This is a genomic window from Caballeronia sp. ATUFL_F2_KS9A, assembly GCF_023630765.1.
Classification (GTDB): domain Bacteria; phylum Pseudomonadota; class Gammaproteobacteria; order Burkholderiales; family Burkholderiaceae; genus Caballeronia; species Caballeronia zhejiangensis.
Window position 1 is genome coordinate 145,931 of sequence record NZ_JALQEK010000052.1, and the last position, 18,169, is coordinate 164,099.

Genomic DNA, 18,169 nt, shown 5'->3' on the forward strand with positions numbered 1-18,169 from the left:
GCATCATGTCAAACACCCGCCTGAACAGCATCATCCGTGCTTTCGAATCCGGCAAGCCCGCGCATGCCGCCTTCGCGAAACTCGACAAGCAGACTGCCATCGAAATGAGCGATGCGCCTTATGACGGCATCGTCTTCGAAATGGAGCACAACCCGTACGACGTGTCCGCGCTCGGCGACGCGTTGCAGTACATGCTCAGCCGCAAGCAGATTGCGGAGTCCGGTTCGGTTGCGCCGAAGGTGACGCCGCTTGCGCGCATCCCCGCCAATGGCGCGGAGATGAACCAGAGCTTCGCGAAGCAGGTGCTCGATCGCGGCGCGTACGGCGTGATCTGGCCGCACGTGTCGACGGTCGAGCAGGCCTACAACGCCGTAGCTTCCTGCCGCTATGCGCGGCCGAAGAACGCGCCGCTCTATGAGCCAAAGGGCCTGCGCGGCGACGGTCCCGCCAACGCCGCGCGCTACTGGGGCCTGTCGATGGCCGAGTACTACGAACGCGCCGATGTCTGGCCGCTCGCGCCGCAGGGCGAGCTCCTCGTCGGGCTGATGTGCGAGAGCACCCAGGCGATCGACAATCTCGACGACATCCTCGCCAACGTGCCGGGCATCGGTTTCATTCTGATCGGCGAAGGCGATTTGAGTCAGGAGCTGGGGTTCCCGCGTCAGTACGAGCATCCGGAAGTGCTCGCGGCGATGGGGCAGATCGTCGAGACGTGCCGCAAGCACAATGTGGTCGTCGGCAATCCGCATGTGACCGCGAAGAATCATCGCCGCTTGCAGGAAGAGGGCTATCGCTTCCTGATGTCGGCACCCGCGCGCACGTATGGCGTGGTCGGTCTCGCACGCGAACTGGCGGGTTACTGATGAACGGCGCCGAAAGTCTCGTGGCGACGCTGGTGGAGCAGGGCGTCGATATCTGTTTCGCCAATCCGGGCACCTCGGAGATGCATTTCCTCGCTGCGCTCGGCGGCAATCCGGCGATGCGCAGCGTGCTGTGCCTGTTCGAAGGCGTGGCCACCGGCGCCGCCGATGGCTGGTATCGCATGAAGGACAAGCCCGCGTCGACCTTGCTGCACCTGGGCCCTGGCCTGGCGAACGGCCTCGCGAACATCCATAACGCGAAGCGTGCTTCGTCGGGGATGGTCAATGTCGTCGGTGAACATTCGGTGTCGCATCTCAAGTACGATCCACCGCTGACCTCGGATATCGAAGGTCTCGCGCGCCCGCTGAGTCATTGGGTGCGGCGCGCGGAATCGTCGAACACGATCGCCTGGGACGCGGCGCAGGCCGTGGCCAGGGCGAGCGGGCATCCGGGCCAGATCGCCACGCTCATTCTTCCCGGCGATACCTCGTGGCAACCCGTCGATGCAGCACCCGGGTTGCCGCCGAACCGCGGCGAGGCGCGCCGCGCGCCGAGCGCCGAGCGCATCGAACATGTGGCGCGCGTGCTGCGCTCGGGTGAGCCCGCGCTGATCATTCTCGCGAACAAGTCCACGCGCGGCGTGGCGCTGGAGAAGGCGGGACGCGTCGCGGCCGCGACAGGCGCCGTGCTCGGCTCGCAGTTCTTCACGGCGCGCATCGAGCGCGGCGCGGGACGTGTGCCGCTCGCGCGCATTCCGTATGCGGTCGCGCAGGCCCAGGCGTTTCTGAAGGACTACAAGCACATCATCACGGTTGAGACGCGCGAGCCCGTCGCGTTCTTCGCGTATCCGGACAAGCCGAGCCTGCTCAAGGCGGAAGGCACGCTCGTGCATCCGCTCGTCGAGGCGGACGAAGACAGCGAACTCGCCTTCGACATGCTGTTGCAGGCGCTCGGCGCGGCCGCCACCGCGCCGCTTCTTCAGGCGCGCATCAAAACGCCGGTGCCTGTGGGTGCGCTGAATCCGGCGAGCATCGCGCATGTGCTCGCGGCCGGCTTGCCGGAGCACTGCATCGTCGTGGACGAGTCGCTGACGACGGGTCGCGAATCCATGAGCCTGACCATGGGCGCGCGGCCGCACGATCTCATCAACAACCTGGGCGGCTCGATCGGTTATGCGACGCCCGTGGCCACCGGCGCGGCGCTGGCGTGTCCCGAGCGACGCGTCGTCTGCATGGTCGGCGACGGCAGTGCGATGTACACCATCCAGTCGCTCTGGACGCAGGCACGCGAAGGACTGAACGTCACCACGATCATCTTCGCCAACAACAGCTACGCAATCCTCAAGGCCGAATACGCCAACATGGGCGCGGGCGCGCCGGGAGAGCGCGCGTTGTCGATGATCGATATCGACAAGCCGCGCATCGACTGGCTGGCGATGGCGAAGAGCATGGGCGTGCCGGCAGTGGCCGTCGAGAAGGCGGAAGGCTTCTACAAGGCGCTGGTCGATTCGGCGCGCGAAGCCGGGCCGAGCCTGATCGAAGTACGGCTCTGACATCCAACGACACCAGCAACAGGAGCACACAGCATGACAACCACGCAAACCGAAGCGCCGACGTTGCGCGTCAATCTCGCGGAATACGCGGTGACGAAGGCCATGCGCAATGGTCAGGTTAAGTCTGATCTCGTGAACCTCGAATTCTGCGGACCGACGCCCGCGCACAACGGCTTTAAGGCGATGGTACGCGAGAGCAGGTTCGACGCGGGTGAACTGGCGATCGTCACGTTCCTCCAGGCGAAGGCCTACGGCAAGCCCTATGTGCTGCTGCCCGCGCCGATCTCGGGACGTTTCCAGCATCACTGCGCCGGATACAACATCGACTTCGGCCATCTCGATCCGAAGGATATCGAAGGCAGGAAGGTCGGCGTGCGCACCTACACGCAAACCACCGCGTTGTGGATTCGCGGCATCCTGCGGCACGAATACGGCGTCGATCTGGACAAGGTCACGTGGATGACGCTCGGCGACGGCCATCTCGCCGAATACAGCGATCCGCAGAATTGCCAGCGTTTGCCGGCGGGTTCGTCTATTCCGCAGATGATGCTCGACGGAGAGCTCACGGCCGCCTTGCTCGGAGAAGACATGCCGAAGGACGAACGCGTGCGCACGCTCGTGCCCGACCCGCAGGCTGCCGCGAGAGACTGGTTCGCTCGCACCGGCGTCGTGCCGATCAACCACATGTTCGTGGTCCACGAGAAGCTCTCGAAAGAACGGCCGGATATCGTGCGCGAGCTGTATCGCATGGTCGTGGAAAGCCGCGCGAGCGCGGACAGCGTTCCCGCCGTGTTCCCGCCGCTCGGCCTGGAAGCGAATCGCAAGGGCCTGCAACTGGCCGTCGACTGGGCGCTCGATCAGAAGATCATTCCGCGTCGTCTGTCGGTCGACGAGTTGTTCGACGATGTGACCGGTTCCCTCGGTTAAGGACCTCGGAGCGCAATGTGGACATCACCCGGGTCGAACGCGCGCGGACAGCGAACCGCTGGGCCATCCTCGTGCTGCTCGCGCTGGGGCTCATGATCTCGCACGTGGATCGCACCAGCATGTCCGCGGCGTTCGCCGACCGTCATTTCGTGCAGGAATTCGCGCTGACGCACGTGCAGCGCGGATGGCTCGGCTCCGCGATGTTCTGGGCGTATGGCCTCTTTCAGTTGCCGATGGGCTGGCTGGTCGATCGCTACGGCGTGAAGTGGCCGTATGCGATCTGCTTCCTGCTCTGGTGCCTCGCCGCCGCTGCGACGGGCGCCGTGACGACATTGTGGGCGCTCATCATCGTGCGTCTGATGATCGGTGTCGCGGAAGCCGTGGTGGTTCCGGCGACCTATCGCTATCTCGCCGATCATTTCGACGAAACGCGAAAGGGCACGGCGCTGGGCATCTTTTCCATCGGCGGAAAGATGGGGCCGGCGCTCGGCGCGCCGATTGCGGCGTGGCTGATCTCGACGGGCTCATGGAAAGCGATGTTCATGATCACGGGACTCGTCGGGTTGATCTGGCTGGCGCCGTGGCTGCTGATGCTCGAGAACGACTTTCCTTCGCGCGCGCAACTCGCCGTCGCCAGGAAGCGGGCAGCGTCGGTGCCGCTCTCGAACCTGCTGTCGAGTCCGGTCGTGTGGGGCGGGCTGGTCACCAACTTTTGCTACAGCTATTTTGCGTTCTACTGCATGACGTGGATGCCAGCTTATCTCGTCGAGCAACGCGGCCTGTCGCTCGGTGAATCGGGCCTATATGTGTTCTTCAGCTTCGTCGGGATCGCGGTCGTGGCCGCCCTCGCGGGATGGGCTGCTGACCGGATGATCGCACGCGGATTCGATGCCGTGATCGTGCGCAAGTCGTTCATCGTCGCCGGATTCGTCGGCGGGACGACCGTGTTGCTCGGCGCGTATGCCCGTTCGCCGCAGATGGCCTTGCTGTGGAACGTCGTGTCGCTTTCCCTGCTCGGCCTCGTGACGGCAAACAATCTGGCGCTCGTCAAACTCACGCTGGTTCCCAAGCAGGCGGTCGGACTGAATACCGGCCTGCAGCAAGTGGCGACGAGTCTCGCGGGCGGCGTATCGGCGAGCCTGTCGGGCTGGCTGCTTCATGTCGGGCACAGCTATACCTTGCCGATGCTCGCCATCTTCGTGTTCCTGCTGCTTGGGGCCGCCAGTACCGTTGTGCTGCTCCGAAGGAAGTGGGCGCCAAAGGTCAATGCTCCCATGCGTGACGTGTCATGACTCCGTCGCATCCGTCTTCATCGCCGTCCACGCAGAATCATCCGGACGATGTGACGTCCCTGCTGCGTCACGCGTCGCTCGTGCGCTTCCTGATCGCGCGGGTCGGCTCGATCAGCGCGCAGCAAATGCTGATGCTCGCGATCAGCTGGCACATGTATGACCTGACATCGAGCGCCTGGGATCTCGGCCTCGTCGGTCTGTTCCAGTTCGTTCCCGGTCTCGCCACGACGCTCATCGCGGGGCATTGCGCCGACCGGCTGCATCGGGGACGGATGGTTGCCGCGTGCCTGGCGTTGCAGGCGGTCGTGGCGACGCTTCTGATCGTCTCCACCGCGACGCACAGCGTAACGCGCGACGTGCTGCTGACGCTCTCGCTCGTGCTCGGCGCAATCAGGCCGTTCCAGATGGCGGGGCAGCAGGCGCTCCTGCCGATGCTCGTTCCGCCGCGCCTGCTTGCGCGTTCGATGGCGCTCGGCACGGTGGTCCAGCAAATCTCGGTGATCGCCGGGCCGGCGCTGGGTGGGGTGCTGTTCGCGGTCAGCGTCGGCACCGTATATCTGACGAGCGCGCTGCTGTTCTGCATCAGCGCCGTAATGTACTCATTCGTTCGCTACGACTACACGCCGCCCTCGCGCGAACCTGTCACGGCGGACACGATCCTCGCGGGCTTGCGCTTCATCTGGGGCAGTCCGCTGTTGCTGGGCGCGATCTCGCTCGATCTCTTCTCGGTGCTGTTCGGCGGCGCGACCGCGCTGCTTCCCGTCTACGCGAAGCAGATTTTGCACGTCGGACCGCAAGGCCTGGGCTTGCTGCGCTCTGCACCCGCCATGGGCGCATTGTGCATCGGACTCGTGCTTTCACGACGCGCGATCGTCAGCGGTGTCGGCAAGAAGCTGCTGATTGCGGTGGCGGTGTATGGCGTGTCGATCGCGGCATTCGGCCTCTCGCGATGGTTTCCGTTATCGCTGCTCTTGCTCGCGGTGTCGGGCGGGGCGGATACGATCAGCGTCATCGTCAGGCAGACCTTGATTCAGCTCGAAACGCCCGATCACATGCGGGGGCGCGTGGCGGCGGTCAACACGCTGTTCATCGGGGCGAGCAATCAGCTCGGCGAATTCGAGTCGGGCGTGAGTGCGACGGCGCTGGGCGTCGTTGGCTCGGTCGTGGCGGGCGGCTTCGCGACGGTTCTGATCAGCGTCGCCTGGAGCCGCCTTTTCAAGCCGCTCGCGAAGCGCGACGCGCTGCATTGATCCGGCAGCGCGTTCTTTCCGGGTCAGGATGACGAGCGTGAAGTGGTGGCCATGAGAGCCTGCTTTTCAAGGGTGGTGCGATACATCGAGCGTGCCGGCATCGGTGCGCGGCTGAGTGTCCTGAATGAGATCTACGGTTTCGTCGATCCGAGCGAGAAACAGTCATGAGCGAACAGAGAAAATCGCTTCGGTTCCTGATGCACGACTGGTTGGGGCGAGCCGGAAACATTCGAATCAGTCGCGCGGCACGTTCGAGGGCCATGCCCTGGCGTGCGGTGCGCATCGAGATCATGGTTGCGTCCGAAGCCTTCGCTATCGTGTTTTTTTGCCACGACGATGGCTCGTGGTGCGTCTATCCGCCGACGTCTCCCTCGCTTGCGATGAACCCTGTTCCGACCTGAAAGCGCACGCAAGCGGCGGGAGCTAAGTGTCAACCCTCAATTGCTAACCCTGCTAGACTGTTTGAGCGAACTTCACGCATCCCGCGATGCAGTGTCGCCAGGCAAGCCTGGGAGGTGTTGCATGAAACCGCTCGTCAAAGCTGTTTCAGGGTTGGTCCTTGCCATTCCCGTTCTTTCCTTTGCGCAGACAGGCGACCAGTCCTTGACTCGCGCACAGGTTCGCGCCGATCTCGTCCGCGCTGAAAATGCGGGCTACAGCCCGACCGCCTGGGCGGATTTCCCTGACGGTGAAATACAGGCTGCCGAATTCCGCGTCGCTGCGCGCAAGGCGATGAAGGGCCGGGCCGACGAAGCCGGCCGTAACAGAACGCCCTAGCAGTCCGGCGATATAGTCAGATAGCCGCGTGACAGGACGGCACAGCCGGTTGGTTCATCTTCCCGATTGCGCCGTCCCGCTCGACCCGGAACCATAAGCCGTGCTGGCCGCGGCCTGCTCGCGCATGATGACGGCTTCGGCGCGTCGCAGGCTGCCGGGACAGTCGCCCGTGCAGTTACTCAGTGGATTGTAGCCAGCCCTTTCAAGCCGCGCGAGTTCCGCGCGGACGTGCTCGCGTGTGACTGGGTCGCTCGATTGAGCGGACGCCAGTGCGGGAAGCAGGAAAACGGCGGCGATGATGGTGGCGATCGAGGCGTTCATATTTACCCTTTGACATGTGTCTGCCGCGTGTTGCAGCAGCGATGAGACGAATTACACACTAAGGGTAAATACTGAGTCTATTGAATTAAAAGGCCTGAGGCTTGAGCATTTGGTCAAGCCCGAACCATTCACTAAAACTTGTGCGTCATCCCCAACACGATGCCTCGCGCATACGCACCGGGCGCGGTCGGGATGCCGCTGTATTGCGTGCCGTCGAGCGTGTAATTTGCTTGACCGTGGTTATCGATCAAACCGGCGGCCGCGTAGAGACTCGTCGCTTTCGAAAGGAAGTACTCGTAGGTGAGACCGATCTGCTGTGCGTCTTTTCCCTGTCCGGCGCGATCATGGGCATAGCCGTACATGACCGAAAGCAGATTGAATGGATCGAGCAGATAAGACATGGAGGCTTCGTAAATGTCGCGTTCTTCGCTATTGTCCGTCTGCCGTTCCGACTGATACGCGAGATACATGCGCAGATTTCCCGCGCGATATCCCGCCGCCGCGCGCCATACCTTCTGCACCGAACTGCCGGTGGGATTGCCTTGCGATTCATATCCCGCGGACAGGCGAACCGGACCGTTCACATAGCGCGCGACCACGTTATAGAAGTGCAGGCCATTGCTTGGCTTCATCGTCTGGTCGCGCAAGGAGATCATGGCTTGCGCGCTCAAGCCGTAAATCGTGGGCGCAAAATAGGCGATCGCGTTGCTTGCGCGCACGGTCACATCCTGAAAGTTGTTGATCGGCGATGCAATACTTTTCACGGCAGTCGGATCGATTTCGCCGTTCAGAAAAAGATATTCGGGCTTCTTCTGACGGCCGATGCGCAACTCGCCGAACGGTCCGCTCATGCCGACCCACGCAAGGCGGTTCCATGCGGCGGTCGGATCGGTCGCTGCGCCCGTCACGCCGGAGAAGCCCTGTTCGAGCTGGAAATTGACACGATATCCGCCGCCGATGTCTTCGCTGCCTCTCAAGCCATAGACGGTGGCGAAGAGTCCGCTCGATACCGCACGGCCGACCGATCCCTGACCGCCGTTCTGAAATTCGATGCCGTTATCGACGATGCCATAAAGCGTCAAGGACGATTGCGCTTGAGCATTATCGAATGCGCTTGAAACGCAAAGCGCCAGGGGCAAAAGAATCCGCTTTTTCATGGTGTCTCCGGTTTTAATTATTGAATGTCGATGCGCGGTGACCGCGACGCGAACGTTCGCACCAGGCGCGACGAGAAGCCGCGCGTGTTATGGCTTAGCGGCCGATCGAGGCGATGTGCGTGCGTTGCGCGCCAGGCGAGGCGAGCTCACGCTAAAGGACGCGAGCCTTTATAGACGGTCGACGGCGCGAGGCGGTATCGGCTCTCGCGGCAGGAATCGAATGCAGAATAGAGGATTGCGAACGATGCGTCCCTGTACAAAAGTAAGGTTCGCCGGGATTTAAGTCCGTTTATGGCCTGTTTGTTAAGGGATCGCGTCTTCTCGCACCGGCCCTGAAGAAAAGTGCCATCGAAACTCAGTTTTGTGTAGGGACTCGGGCGACGCCTTGGCCTATTCTTGCTTCCATCCGGAAGATTCAATCGAACATAAGAGAAAGGGCATATGGAGACAAGCAAACCCGGAGTGACGCGGCGCTGGGCAGTGCTTGCGCTGCTCGCGCTCGGCGTACTGATTTCCTTCGTCGATCGTACGAGCATTTCGGCCACGCTGGCGGATGCGGATTTCATTCGGCATTTCGCGCTGAACGACGTGGATCGCGGCTGGATCAACGCGGCGTTCTTCTGGTCTTACGGCGTGTTTCAGATACCGATGGGCTGGGTCGCGGACCGCTACGGCGTGAAGTGGCCCTATGCGATCAGTTTCGCGTTGTGGTGTATCGCGACGGCCTTTATGGGGGCGGTGACCGCGCTTGCGAGTCTCGTCGTCATGCGGCTCATTATCGGCATGGCGGAAGCGATCGTGATTCCAGCCAGTTACCGCTGGATTCGAAACAACTTCGACGAAAGCCAGAACGGTCTCGCCGTCGGCATTCTCGCGATGGGCAACAAGTTCGGCCCCGCGCTAGGCGCACCCGTAGGCGCGTGGTTCATCGTGCATTACTCATGGCAGACGATGTTCGTCGTCACCGGCCTGGTCGGGCTGTTCTGGCTCGTGCCCTGGCTCACGATGGTGCGCAGCGACTTTCCTTCGAAGGAGCAGATCGCGATCTCGGATCAGCGCGCGCGCTCGGTGAGCCTCGGCAACATCATGACGAGTCCGGTCGTGTGGGGCGGCATGATCACCAACTTCTGCTACGGCTATTTCACGTTCTACTGCATGACATGGATGCCCGCGTATCTGGTCGAACAGCGGAACCTGTCGATCTCGCGCTCGGGACTCTTCACGTTCTTCAGCTTTGCGGGCATCGCGATCGTCGCGGCTCTAGCAGGGTGGGCGGCGGATCGTGTGATCGCAAGCGGCCGCGATCCGATCCTCGTGCGCAAGGCCTTCACCGTGACGGGCTTCGCGGGCGGCTGCACGGTGCTGCTCGGCGTTTATGCGAACTCGCTCGAGATGGCGTTGTTCTGGAACGTGCTGTCGCTCTCGCTGCTTGGTCTCGTCACCGCGAACAATCTCGTGCTGTCGCGTCTCACGCTGATTCCGAAGCAGGCCATCGGGCTCGTGACCGGAGTGCAGCAGGTCGCGACGAGTCTCGCGGGCGGCGTGGCCGCGAGTCTGTCCGGCTGGCTGCTGCACGTGAGCGGAAGTTACGACCTGCCGATGATGGTCATTCTCGGCTTTCTGGTGGTGGGTGCGATGGCCACCATCGTGCTCTATCGCCCTGAATGGGCGCCGAAAGTCACCGAACAGCAAGGCACGCTGCGACGCGCCTGAATGCCTGGACATCGTTGCACTCATCACATTCAAAAGAGAAACACCAAACATGGCGAAGATCGTATTCGGAATGGCGGTGCCGCACAGCGGCATGCTGGGTCAGGCTCCGGAGGACTGGCTCATCAACGGCGAGCGCGACCGCAACAACAAGGAACTGTGGTTTCGCAACCGGACCTGGACCTATCCCGAACTTGAAGCGCATCGCGAGGCAGCGTTCGAGAAGTTCCTGACTATCGAGGAACGCACGGCGCGCGCTCAACGCTGCCGCGCAGCGCTCGACAAGATGGCCGCCGCTTACCGAGAGGCGGAAATCGACGTGGCCATTATTCTGGGCAAGGATCAGAAAGAGATCTTCACCCACTTATCGCCGTCGATCGCCATCTACAGCGGCGCGCAAGTGCACAACGGTCCGCCGCAGCGCGCCGTGTATGCGCCGGATCGTCATGTGGTGCACGACTGCCATCCGGAGCTGGCGACTTACCTCATCGAATATTTTCAGCGCGAGAACTTCGACCTGACCGATCTCTTTGCGTGGCCCGACAACGTGTGGATGAAGCCGCTGCCCGAGTATCCCGTGGTGCCGCATGCGTACAGCTTCGTCTATCACCAGATCATGGGCGATGCGCCGCCGCCGCATGTGCCGGTCATCATGAACTGCTTCTATCCGCCGACGCAGCCGTCGATGTCGCGCTGTATCGAGTTCGGCCGCATCCTGCGCGACGCCGTCACCGCGTGGCCCGAAGACGTGCGCGTGGGCATCTTCGCGTCCGGCGGGCTGTCGCACTTCGTGAATGACGAGGAGTTCGATCATCGCATCATGAAGATGCTGGCCGATTACGACTATGACGGCCTGGCCGCGGTGGACGACCGCTCGTATCAGTCCGGCACATCGGAAATCAAGCTCTATGTGAGCGTGATGAAGGCCGTGCAGGAAACCCGGGCGCAAATGACCCTGGTGGACTATGTGCCGTGCTGGCGCACGCCCGCCGGCACCGGCGAAGGCATGGGCTTCATGTACTGGAAGGCCGCCGAGTGAGCGGTCTTCGTCGACACGACATCACGCCAGGGACGCAAAGCGGCATGCCGACCCTGGCCTGCTTATAACGACTGGAGACATGCTTTGTATTCGAGGATGTGTTTCATGAAGCGCGTGGCGGGACTCGTCGTCGGCGCATGCGTAGCGAGTCAGGGTGTCGCGAACGCGGCATCGGACGATATGAACGGTGCGAGCGGCACCATGCTGCTGAACCGCGTGGGACCCGTCACGTCCGAGTTGTACATCGCCAATGCGGACGGGACCGACGAGCACAAGCTCTTGCCAACGCCGGGGTTCGATTACCACGCGTCGTTCTCGAAGGACGGGCAGTGGATCGTGTTCACGTCCGAGCGCGACGGACTGGGCGAATCGAATCTGTATCGCGTGAAAATCGACGGAACGGGTTTGCAGCGGCTCACGGATCACGTCGCCGTGGACGATGCCGCGCAGTTCTCTCCCACCGCCCCCGATGTGATCGCGTTCGTCTCGTCACGCAAGGGCGAGGCGGGCTTCGGCACGACGAACGTGTGGACGCTGAACATCGCGACCGGCGCGCTCACGAACGTCACGGGCGCCATTGCTTTCGATGCGTCGAAGCCGCACAGCTACTTCCGGCCTTCGTGGTCGCCGGATGGCAAGTGGCTGGCGCTGTCGTCGGATATCGGCTCGGAATGGCGCGGCCATAATCTGCCGGTCGGTTGGGAGCGCACGCAGGAGAGCAGCATCTACGTCATTCGGCCCGATGGTTCGGGATGGAAGAAGATCGCGAGTCATTCCGGCTTCGACGACGGTTCGCCGTCTTGGTCACCGGACGGCACGCGTGTCGTGTTCTATGAGACGCCGGTCGAATCGACGTGGGGCGCGCACCGGCCGGAAGGCATCAACGCGGTCAGTTCGCAGATCGTATCGGTCGCGCTGAGTGATCTTTCCAGAACCTCGCTGACCTCGACGCCCGGTTTCAAGGTGTTTCCGCATTATCTCGATGCCACAAATATCGCGTATCACGTCAAGGGCGGCGACACCGAAGGCATCTACACAACGGCGGGCGCGTTCCGCTCGACGTCCAACTCGGGCATTCGCTCGCCGCAATATTCGGCTGACGGCAGGAAGATGGTCTACGAGAAGGTGACATTCCGCCCCGCGCATCCGAACGGCACGCCGATGTTCAGCTTCGATCGCGCGTGGAACTACAAATATATCGACGTGTTTCCGCAACTCTCGCTGGATCGCAAGCAGCTCGTGTACACGGAGAAGGCGATCGGTTCATCGATTGCGGTCATCAATACGGACTTCACCGGTTATCGCCGCATCTATGATTCGCAGACGAGCGGTCTCGATCCCGACATGATCAAGAAGGGACTGGCCGGCGCGTTCCAGCCGACCTGGTCGCCGGATCGACAGTGGGTTGCATTCGGCATCGGCGACTGGTTTTTCACACGCGGCGCGGGGCCGGGGCGCATTGCGCGTATCAAGGTCGATGGCAGCATGAACGGACATCCGGAGATTCTCTCGGACGGCGCGATGAATGCTGGCTTTCCGAGCTATTCGCCAGATGGAAAGAAGATCGTTTATCGCGTGTCTAACACGACGCTGCAAGGCCTGCGCATTCTCGATCTGGACACGCACACGACTACGGTGCTGACCAGTGGTCAGGACAATTTGCCGGGATGGTCGCCGGACGGCACGAGAATCGTCTTCACGCGCAAGCAGGTGAACGCGGACGATCCGAACAAGTTCAACTACGACGTGTTCACGATCCATCCTGATGGCACGCATCTCGAGCGCCTTACATCGGACGGCTCGAATCAGGGTCACGCCGTGTGGACCTACGACGGGCGCATCGCTTATAGCTCGGGTACCTATGGCTTTCGCGACGAGCTCGCGCTGTACGACAACAGCTTTCAGCCCGACGGGCAAAACTGGGTGATGGACGCGGACGGCAGCAACCCGCACGCCATTACCGACACGCTCTGGGAAGAAGCGATGCCGCTGTACGTGCCGAATCACTGAAGCACGAATTCGCGTGGTTAAAGGAAGGCGTCGTGGCTGTGCACGACGCTTTTTTTCTTGGGCATCGCCTTAGGGAAATTCACGCGCGCGGCTAACAAAAATGCCAGCGAATCTCACTTTTGTGTAAAGGCTCTGGCGCCTGATTTCCATACCATGACCTGGCGTCCTACTAAAGAACCAGGAAAACGACGCATCGAGACCCGCAGCAAACAAGCACACGTCGGATTCACTTTGACGCTTCAGACGTCACGCGAATCTAACCGGGTGGATAAAAAAGTGGATGGAGACATGAAGAAACTTTCGACAGCCCTGAAGAGGCCGCTGATTGGCGCAGCGTTGCTGTGTTGCGTGAGCGAATATGCCAATGCCGAAGTCTACACCGCGCCGAACGGCTTCGAGCCGCCTCAGGCAAAACAGACACAGGTGAACCCGACCGCGCCGTTGTCCGCGCCGAGCCTGAAGTCAGGCGAAGAACTGGGCGAGCCGCCCGTCACGTGGAACGACACTTACATCGGTTATCGATACGGCAGCGACTTTCATTACCCGGGCATTGCGAAGGAGGTGGCGCAGAACATCGGCTCCCTCACGACGACGGGCGGTTTTCGCTACGGCAGTTACGCGTTCAATGTGGATTACCTCGTGTCGAATTCGGCGAATCCGGAGGCGGGCGGTCCTTCGTCGGGCGGCGCGCAGGAAGTCTATAGCGTGGGCCGCGTGGAACTGAGCGCGGGCAAGATACTCGGCCGCTCGGTGGGCTTCGGCTTCATTCGTGACTATGGCCTGACGGCGGGCTATGAGTTCGGCACCAAGAACGATGCTTATGGCGAGCGGGCGCGCATGATTGTCCTCGGACCGACCATCGAATTCACCGTGCCGCACGGCTTCTGGAATATCACGGCGGGCTTGCGCACCGAGAGCAATCACAACGGCATTACCGGTCAGGACGTGCGCTTTCATACGGCGTGGCACATCGAGAGTTCATGGCTCTTTCCGTTCCGCGCGGGTCCGGTGCCGTTCGTTTTGCGTGGGTTCGCGAGCGTGACGGGCCCGAAGGGCAAGGACGGCTTCGGCGTCGAAACACAAACGGAATTCCTCACGCGTCTTTCCTTGCTAGCCGATCTCGGTTCGTTCGCGGGACATCCGCGCACGGTCTATGCCGGCGTCGGGTACGAGTACTGGCATCACATGTACGGCACGCCATCGAGCGCGGCGCCAGGCACCGTCACCTCCGTGCCCATGGTGATGGCGGAAATTCACTTCTAGGCCGAGTGCTCGAACAACGCGGGCTCGGTGACACAGTCGCGCAATCCGTCGAGCGGCTTCGCGCTGATTAAAAAAAAGTCAGGAGACAAGGTGAAGAAGAAGCTATCCGCGCTGACGGGCGTGGCGTGCGCCTGCATGCTCAATCTGGCGCATGCGCAATCGGCGGTCACGCCTTACGGGATCATCGATAACGGCATCGAATATCGGAATACAACCGGCGGTTCGGTCGCGCGCGCCGTGTCGGGCGGATTGTTCGCGAGTCGTTATGGACTGAAGGGCAGTGAGGAAATCGGTGGCGGGCTGGCGATCAATTTCCAGCTCGAACAGGGTTTTTCCGGCGTGACGGGCGCAGCCGCCAACGCCGCGGCGGCTTTTAACCGGCAGGCGTGGGTCGGTATGTCGGGCGCATTCGGCGAAGCGCGCATCGGCTTGCAGAACACGCCGCAATACATGTTCATCAACCCGGAACTGGATCCGGTGGCCGTGATGAGCATCGGCTCGCCGATGAACAGCTTCAACAGCCTGACGATTCGCGAAAACAACGCGATCTCTTATTTCACGCCGACGCTCTACGGCGTGACCGCGCAGTTCATGGTCGCGATGCGCGACTCGACGACTCAACCGGTCAACGGCATTCAGTTCTATAACGCGGCCGTGCGCTACGTGAACGGGCCGTTTGGACTTGCCGCCGGCTATGAGCAGGCTGCCAACGCGACGGGCACATCGATCCTGAAGGTATTCAACGCGGGCGGATCGGTCACGATCGGCGCGGCGCGCTTTTATCTGGCGTATCACACGGAACGGCAGACCGACGACAGCGTCAAGCGCGATGTCTATGAAGTGTCCGGCGCTTATTCTTTCACACCGGCAGACCAGCTCTCGCTCATGTACGGTTACGCGCACGACCGGCTGGGGCAGGGCAACAATGCACAGCAGATCGGCGTCACCTATTCGTATTCGCTCTCCAAGCGAACCACGCTCTACGGTTCGGCGGGATTCATTCAGAACCGCAATCAGGCCAGATTCACGCTCAATGGCACGGGATATACCGGTCTCGCGGTCGCACCGGGCACCGATTCGCGCGGTGTGATCGTCGGCATGGTGCATCGGTTCTGATCGATGTGTCGGGGTAAATTGCAGGCGCGTCGCGCGGAATTATATGGAAAAATTTCTATCGTTTTCGCGACCCTTCAGCGGGTTATGATCTCCTGGTCGTTAAGTCCCGCGTTACCTCGGGACATCGCAAGATGCAGCGCCCCAAGCTGCTGCACATGGTTGGAAAGCAGACGGCGGTCGTCAGGGCCGGTCGTCACGGCCAGTCAAGGAGAGGCAATGACACGCGGTGCCTCGGGGAAAAATCCGCCCCGATCCCAGCTCACGACGGTTCCGAAGGTTCGGCTCTATGTCGATGAACCCGAGGAAAATCAGTGGTTCGTGCATGTCGGCCATGTCACCGAGCGCGGGCGCTGGCGTACCGAGCCGCACGCGCATCCGGAATATGGCCAGCTCATTTTCGTGCGCAACGGGCGCGGCGTGATGAACCTCGAAGGCCGCAGCGTGCCGTTCGAAGGACCGTGCGCGCTGCTGCTGCCGACCGAATGCGTTCACGGCCTGGACTACGAGTACGACGCCGACCGCTGGGTCGTGACCATCGAAGTGTCCTATCTCGCGCAGGTCAATGCGCGGTTGCACGAATTCATCGCGCTGTGGGCATCGCCGCGCGTGATTTCGCTGACCGATTCCGACGCGGCCGGCATCGATGTCTATAACCTCATTCGAAGTCTCGCGCAGGAAGTCGATTCGGATGCCGTGGGCCACGTAACGGGAACCGAAGCGCTGCTGACCCTGCTGCTTCTCAGGTTGCTGCGCGAAGCGAGCCTCGACGAGACAGGCAACGAATCCGGTTCGCGTCACGATATCCGCGTGGTTGAACGCTTTCGCAAGCTGATCGACGAGCATTTTCGCGAGAACCTGCCTTTGCAGGACTACGCATCGAGGATGGCCATCTCGCTGGTGCAGTTGCGCGCGGCGTGCGCGTCGGCGGCGGAGCAGAGCCCGACCAAGATGATCCATGCGCGCATCATCACCGAGGCCAAGCGCAATCTCATCTTCGGCGACCTGTCGGTGGAACAGATCGCTTTCGGGCTCGGCTTCGCGGACGCCGCGTATTTCACGCGCTTTTTCCGTCGAGAAGTGGGGCAGGCGCCGAGTCAGTTTCGCGCGGCGGCACGGCAGCAGCAGCCGCAACGGAAGGCATCGTCGCAATAGCACGGCGCGCCCGGGTGACGATGAAAAAAGTCCAGGCGAATCGTCGAATTTTGCCGGGACGCGCGGTGCGGGATCGAATAGGCTAGTCATAACGTCATCCGCCATTCGACCATGTTTCATTTCTTTCGAAGCACCTTGTCGGTTTTCGTGCTGCTGCTCGCGGCGGCGCCGTATGCCAGCGCCGCGGGGCCCGCGCAGGACGCGCCGCACGAATGGGTCTACGTGGGCACGCAGGATCATCGCATCGAAACCTTGCGGCTCAATACATCGAGCGGCGAGCTGGCGGTCGTTTCATCGTCCGTCGGTGACATCCGGGCTACGTGGCTGATGGCGCATCCGCGCCTGCCGGTGCTCTATGCGGTCGACGACCAAAGCAAAAAATCGGGCAGCGTGACCGCTTTCGGCGTGAACCGCGAGACGGGTGATCTTCGGCGGCTTGCCGTGGTCGCGACAAAAGGCATCGGTACCACGCATCTCACCTTCGATGCATCGTCGGACACGATTCTCGCGGCGAATTACAACAGCGGTTCAGTGTCGAGCCTCGCGGTTCGGGAGGGCGAGCCGCAAGCGCCCGCATCGACGATCACCGAACGCGGCTCCGGCCCGAACAAGCGGCAGATGAGCGCGCACGCGCACGACGCGGTCGTCGATCCATCCGGACGCTACGTGCTCGCGCCCGATCTCGGCGCGGACCGCGTGTTCGTCTATCGCTTCGATCGATCGACGCACACGCTCTCAACGAATGACGCGAACTCGCCGCACGATTTCGTTGCACCGTTCGGCAGCGGACCGCGTCATATCGTGTTCGGCGTGGATGGGCGCTTCGCATATCTCGTCACGGAGTTGTCCGCCGACGTCATGGTGTTTCGATGGGATGCGCGGCAAGGGCGCTTAACGCTCGCGCAATCATTGCCGATTTCCACGGCGGGATTTGCGGGCGTGAAGAGCGGCGCGGAAATCACGGTGAGCGGCGATGGGCATTTCGTGTATGTGGCCAATCGCGGCGAGAACCAGATCGTCGTCTATCGTGTTGATGCTGTGAGTGGAACGTTGTCGGAGATTCAGCGTGTCGCGTCGGATGGCTCGAAGCCGTGGAGTTTCGGCATCGATACGACAGGGCGGTGGCTGGTGGTGGCGAATCAGGAAAGCGGTACGGTGAATGTGCTGGCCATCGACCGGAAATCGGGGTTGCTGAAGAGCGCGGGACGTTCGGTAAAAGTCGAGCGTGCGGTGACTGTTGCGTTTGTAGTTGGATGATCGATGTATGCAGTGTGCCGTTGGCACGATTAGCGTAGCGGGTTCGCAGAGTTTGGCAGTGGGCGCGAAGATTACGTCGTCGCGGGGAAATAAAGTGTCATGAACGGTGAGAGCAACCCTCACGCCTGACTCGCCGCTTCTCAGATCGGATGCGTCGTCACTTTGACGCTACTCCGCGCTGTGCCGATGACAATGCGGTGAGGGTGAATTAGACCGTGGTCTATTGGAAATGCAATGCACGGTCGGCGACGTAGCGACGTCTCATTCCGTTCGCATGGCGGATGTCATGGACCCACCGGCGTAGTGGCTGTTGAGGGTCGGGTTCTGCCTTCTGTCGCCTGCATCAGGTTTGAAGTAAACGACGCGCGCACACGCAGAATCATTTCATTGCGTTGCGTTGCGACGCTATAGCGCAGGAATGTCCGAGCGAATCGAGCATGCAGCACTCGTGCTTGTTGAGCAGACCGCGTGAGAGGCAACGTCGC

General features: G+C 61.7%; 16 protein-coding genes. 14 read left to right on the forward strand and 2 right to left on the reverse strand.

Features of this window, described 5'->3' with window-relative positions:
- Positions 1–5: 5 nt before the first annotated feature.
- From NCS67_RS29565 to NCS67_RS29595, 7 genes are all read left to right on the forward strand, one after another.
- Positions 6–863: an HpcH/HpaI aldolase family protein gene (locus tag NCS67_RS29565; protein ID WP_250437684.1), complete on the forward strand. Its 858-nt coding sequence runs from the start codon at positions 6–8 to the stop codon at positions 861–863.
- Positions 863–2,413 carry an acetolactate synthase large subunit gene (locus NCS67_RS29570; RefSeq protein WP_250437685.1) on the forward strand — a complete coding sequence of 517 codons (1,551 nt, stop codon included), beginning with the start codon at positions 863–865 and terminating at the stop codon, positions 2,411–2,413. Before NCS67_RS29565 ends, NCS67_RS29570 begins: the two co-directional genes overlap by 1 nt.
- A 33-nt stretch (positions 2,414–2,446) precedes the next feature.
- Positions 2,447–3,340, forward strand: coding sequence for a phosphate ABC transporter substrate-binding protein (locus NCS67_RS29575; protein WP_250437686.1), 894 nt, complete (start codon positions 2,447–2,449; stop codon positions 3,338–3,340).
- A gap of 17 nt (positions 3,341–3,357) precedes the next feature.
- Positions 3,358–4,632 carry an MFS transporter gene (locus tag NCS67_RS29580; protein ID WP_250437687.1) on the forward strand — a complete coding sequence of 425 codons (1,275 nt, stop codon included), beginning with the start codon at positions 3,358–3,360 and terminating at the stop codon, positions 4,630–4,632.
- Entirely contained in the window at positions 4,629–5,882 is a 1,254-nt protein-coding gene (locus NCS67_RS29585; RefSeq protein WP_284504191.1) for an MFS transporter, read from the forward strand. The genes NCS67_RS29580 and NCS67_RS29585 overlap by 4 nt, the downstream gene beginning before the upstream one ends.
- Before the next feature lie 164 nt (positions 5,883–6,046).
- Positions 6,047–6,283 (forward strand): hypothetical protein, encoded by a 237-nt coding sequence (locus NCS67_RS29590; protein WP_250437688.1) that lies wholly within the window; start codon positions 6,047–6,049, stop codon positions 6,281–6,283.
- 121 nt (positions 6,284–6,404) lie between these two features.
- On the forward strand, positions 6,405–6,659 hold the full coding sequence (locus NCS67_RS29595; RefSeq protein WP_250437689.1) for a DUF4148 domain-containing protein: 255 nt from the start codon (positions 6,405–6,407) through the stop codon (positions 6,657–6,659).
- A gap of 54 nt (positions 6,660–6,713) precedes the next feature.
- Here the strand turns inward: NCS67_RS29595 and NCS67_RS29600 are convergent, their stop codons facing one another.
- A complete protein-coding gene (locus NCS67_RS29600; protein ID WP_250437690.1) occupies positions 6,714–6,980 on the reverse strand; it encodes a DUF4148 domain-containing protein in 267 nt (88 codons plus the stop codon).
- A 131-nt stretch (positions 6,981–7,111) separates the two neighbouring features.
- Positions 7,112–8,137 carry a porin gene (locus tag NCS67_RS29605; protein ID WP_250503924.1) on the reverse strand — a complete coding sequence of 342 codons (1,026 nt, stop codon included), beginning with the start codon at positions 8,135–8,137 and terminating at the stop codon, positions 7,112–7,114.
- 441 nt (positions 8,138–8,578) lie between these two features.
- On the opposite strand from NCS67_RS29605, the gene NCS67_RS29610 reads away from it, so the two are divergent.
- From NCS67_RS29610 to NCS67_RS29640, 7 genes are all read left to right on the forward strand, one after another.
- Positions 8,579–9,850, forward strand: coding sequence for an MFS transporter (locus NCS67_RS29610; RefSeq protein WP_250437692.1), 1,272 nt, complete (start codon positions 8,579–8,581; stop codon positions 9,848–9,850).
- 49 nt (positions 9,851–9,899) lie between these two features.
- Complete coding sequence (locus NCS67_RS29615) at positions 9,900–10,886, forward strand: DODA-type extradiol aromatic ring-opening family dioxygenase (protein WP_250437693.1); 987 nt, start codon at positions 9,900–9,902, stop codon at positions 10,884–10,886.
- Between the two features lie 105 nt (positions 10,887–10,991).
- Entirely contained in the window at positions 10,992–12,896 is a 1,905-nt protein-coding gene (locus tag NCS67_RS29620; protein WP_250437694.1) for a TolB-like translocation protein, read from the forward strand.
- A 288-nt stretch (positions 12,897–13,184) separates the two neighbouring features.
- Positions 13,185–14,159, forward strand: coding sequence for a hypothetical protein (locus NCS67_RS29625; protein WP_250437695.1), 975 nt, complete (start codon positions 13,185–13,187; stop codon positions 14,157–14,159).
- Between the two features lie 90 nt (positions 14,160–14,249).
- On the forward strand, positions 14,250–15,275 hold the full coding sequence (locus NCS67_RS29630) for a porin (RefSeq protein WP_250437696.1): 1,026 nt from the start codon (positions 14,250–14,252) through the stop codon (positions 15,273–15,275).
- 216 nt (positions 15,276–15,491) lie between these two features.
- A complete protein-coding gene (locus tag NCS67_RS29635) occupies positions 15,492–16,427 on the forward strand; it encodes a helix-turn-helix domain-containing protein (RefSeq protein ID WP_250437697.1) in 936 nt (311 codons plus the stop codon).
- A gap of 135 nt (positions 16,428–16,562) precedes the next feature.
- Complete coding sequence (locus tag NCS67_RS29640; protein ID WP_250437698.1) at positions 16,563–17,684, forward strand: lactonase family protein; 1,122 nt, start codon at positions 16,563–16,565, stop codon at positions 17,682–17,684.
- The last annotated feature ends 485 nt before the right edge of the window (positions 17,685–18,169 follow it).

Bases quoted from the DNA above. Each gene is read 5' to 3' on its own strand.
- NCS67_RS29615 (WP_250437693.1), top strand. From the start codon at position 9,900: ATGGCGAAGATCGTATTCGGAATGGCGGTGCCGCACAGCGGCATGCTG.
- NCS67_RS29575 (WP_250437686.1), top strand. From the start codon at position 2,447: ATGACAACCACGCAAACCGAAGCGCCGACGTTGCGCGTCAATCTCGCG.
- NCS67_RS29620 (WP_250437694.1), top strand. From the start codon at position 10,992: ATGAAGCGCGTGGCGGGACTCGTCGTCGGCGCATGCGTAGCGAGTCAG.
- NCS67_RS29625 (WP_250437695.1), top strand. From the start codon at position 13,185: ATGAAGAAACTTTCGACAGCCCTGAAGAGGCCGCTGATTGGCGCAGCG.
- NCS67_RS29600 (WP_250437690.1), bottom strand. From the start codon at position 6,980: ATGAACGCCTCGATCGCCACCATCATCGCCGCCGTTTTCCTGCTTCCC.
- NCS67_RS29570 (WP_250437685.1), top strand. From the start codon at position 863: ATGAACGGCGCCGAAAGTCTCGTGGCGACGCTGGTGGAGCAGGGCGTC.
- NCS67_RS29565 (WP_250437684.1), top strand. From the start codon at position 6: ATGTCAAACACCCGCCTGAACAGCATCATCCGTGCTTTCGAATCCGGC.
- NCS67_RS29635 (WP_250437697.1), top strand. From the start codon at position 15,492: ATGACACGCGGTGCCTCGGGGAAAAATCCGCCCCGATCCCAGCTCACG.
- NCS67_RS29610 (WP_250437692.1), top strand. From the start codon at position 8,579: ATGGAGACAAGCAAACCCGGAGTGACGCGGCGCTGGGCAGTGCTTGCG.
- NCS67_RS29590 (WP_250437688.1), top strand. From the start codon at position 6,047: ATGAGCGAACAGAGAAAATCGCTTCGGTTCCTGATGCACGACTGGTTG.
- NCS67_RS29605 (WP_250503924.1), bottom strand. From the start codon at position 8,137: ATGAAAAAGCGGATTCTTTTGCCCCTGGCGCTTTGCGTTTCAAGCGCA.
- NCS67_RS29585 (WP_284504191.1), top strand. From the start codon at position 4,629: ATGACTCCGTCGCATCCGTCTTCATCGCCGTCCACGCAGAATCATCCG.
- NCS67_RS29595 (WP_250437689.1), top strand. From the start codon at position 6,405: ATGAAACCGCTCGTCAAAGCTGTTTCAGGGTTGGTCCTTGCCATTCCC.